The organism is Arthrospira sp. PCC 8006, assembly GCF_046480465.1.
Lineage (GTDB): Bacteria > Cyanobacteriota > Cyanobacteriia > Cyanobacteriales > Microcoleaceae > Limnospira > Limnospira platensis.
On sequence record NZ_PKGG01000446.1, the window covers coordinates 1 to 1,545 of the forward strand.

Sequence of the window (1,545 nt, forward strand, 5' to 3'; positions counted from 1 at the left end):
AAGAATTATGGTATTACCAGCATTATTCTAGTTTTGGTTCTGAATGGATTATCTTCTGTTACGGCGGAAGAAAATGACAAGACCTATATGGCAAAATCTTCCACGTCTGTAGCGGCATCCACTCATAAGCCCGAACCTCAAAAATCGAAACCAGTAGCAAAACCGGTCCCAACAGAAACTTGGATCAATGTAAGGAATGATCGTGCTGTTAAAATTGCAGGCATTCAAATGCTCTATCGCATTGTTCCTAGCAATGATTTTATGGAAAATGTAGAGTCAAAAGGCGGTCAACTGGCGGTTGTTGGGTTAGAAATGAAAAACACAGGAAACCAATCCGGTAGTATAACCTGGTCAAGCTATAAGTTGATTGATAGCCAAGGTCGGAAATATAACGAAATCAATGATTTTTCAGAAACCTTAAGTATAAATCAATGGCTTAAGGACAAAGGGATCGAACCGAGTAGTCAATTATTTCCAGGACAGGTTCTCCCAATTGTTAAAGTATTTCGTGTAGCTAGTGATGCTTCTGGTTTTCAATTAGAAGTTAATGGAAAGAGAATAGACATTAGCGAAGACGACTTATTCACTATTTACTAGGTTAATATTGTCAGTTATTTATACTCATAAATTTGGTTTCTTAGATATCAGGTTAATGACAACTGAGACGGTATTTCAGAAGCCCGGTTTATTCTATCTTATTCCGGGTCAAAAAAATACGATCGCCAGCAGTTCATCACCCCGACCCCGACCCCTATAACCTCAGACGATTTGCTGAGAATAGGTCCATGGAATTGTTCCCCCCCCTACTAGCCAATGGGAGTTATAGCAGTTCCCAGACTGTGATGGTACTTTTCAAAGCCCCTCTCCCTTTCTGGGAGAGGGGTTTGGGGTGAGGGCTGTACCTTATAGAGATGAGAAGCGCTATAACAGACCGGGTATATCCGGGAAAAGTCAGCCAAGTGCTACCTTTCGGGATGGGTTGAGAAATGGGGTTTCTTAACCAGATGTCCGGGAGGATGCCGATATTTTCACAGAAACCGGGTGGCTCAGAGGGCCACTCATCGGCACAGTAGCACCATATCTTTGAGTGGTCAAAATGCGCTAGGATAGCGGGGAAAAACCATGCTTAATTGATTATGGATAACCACGGTTGCATCACCAAGTCTAAATCATATTCTAGCGGTTATCGACCTGTTAACCTTCTCCGACGGTCGATGCTGGGTCTCCCTTGTGCGATCGCCTTATTATTAACGGGAGTGACCGTAGCCTCTGCTGAGAGTCTCACCAATCGAGAAACTCAAATAGTCGCCCGCGCCACCCCTACTCAAAATCCAACCTCACCAGTTTTAAGGCGCGGTAGCCGAGGTCAGGACGTAGCCGAATTACAGATTAGACTCCGAGAATTGGGATATTTTAATAATCCTAATTTAGGCAATTTTGGTCCGATAACTCAACAAGCAGTTAGACAATTTCAAAGCGATCGCGGATTAAGACCCGATGGCATTGTCGGACAAGAAACTCGCCAGGCTTTAGCCCTAATTCCAC

Annotated in this window: 2 protein-coding genes; both read left to right on the forward strand. The window is 43.6% G+C overall.

The features are described 5' to 3' along the window. On the forward strand, positions 1–597 hold a 597-nt coding region (locus B9T16_RS28575; protein WP_410246378.1), incomplete at its 5' end, for a DUF4352 domain-containing protein. Positions 598–1,136: 539 nt separating this feature from the next. Then, on the forward strand, positions 1,137–1,545 hold a 409-nt coding region (locus tag B9T16_RS28580; RefSeq protein ID WP_410246379.1), incomplete at its 3' end, for a peptidoglycan-binding domain-containing protein.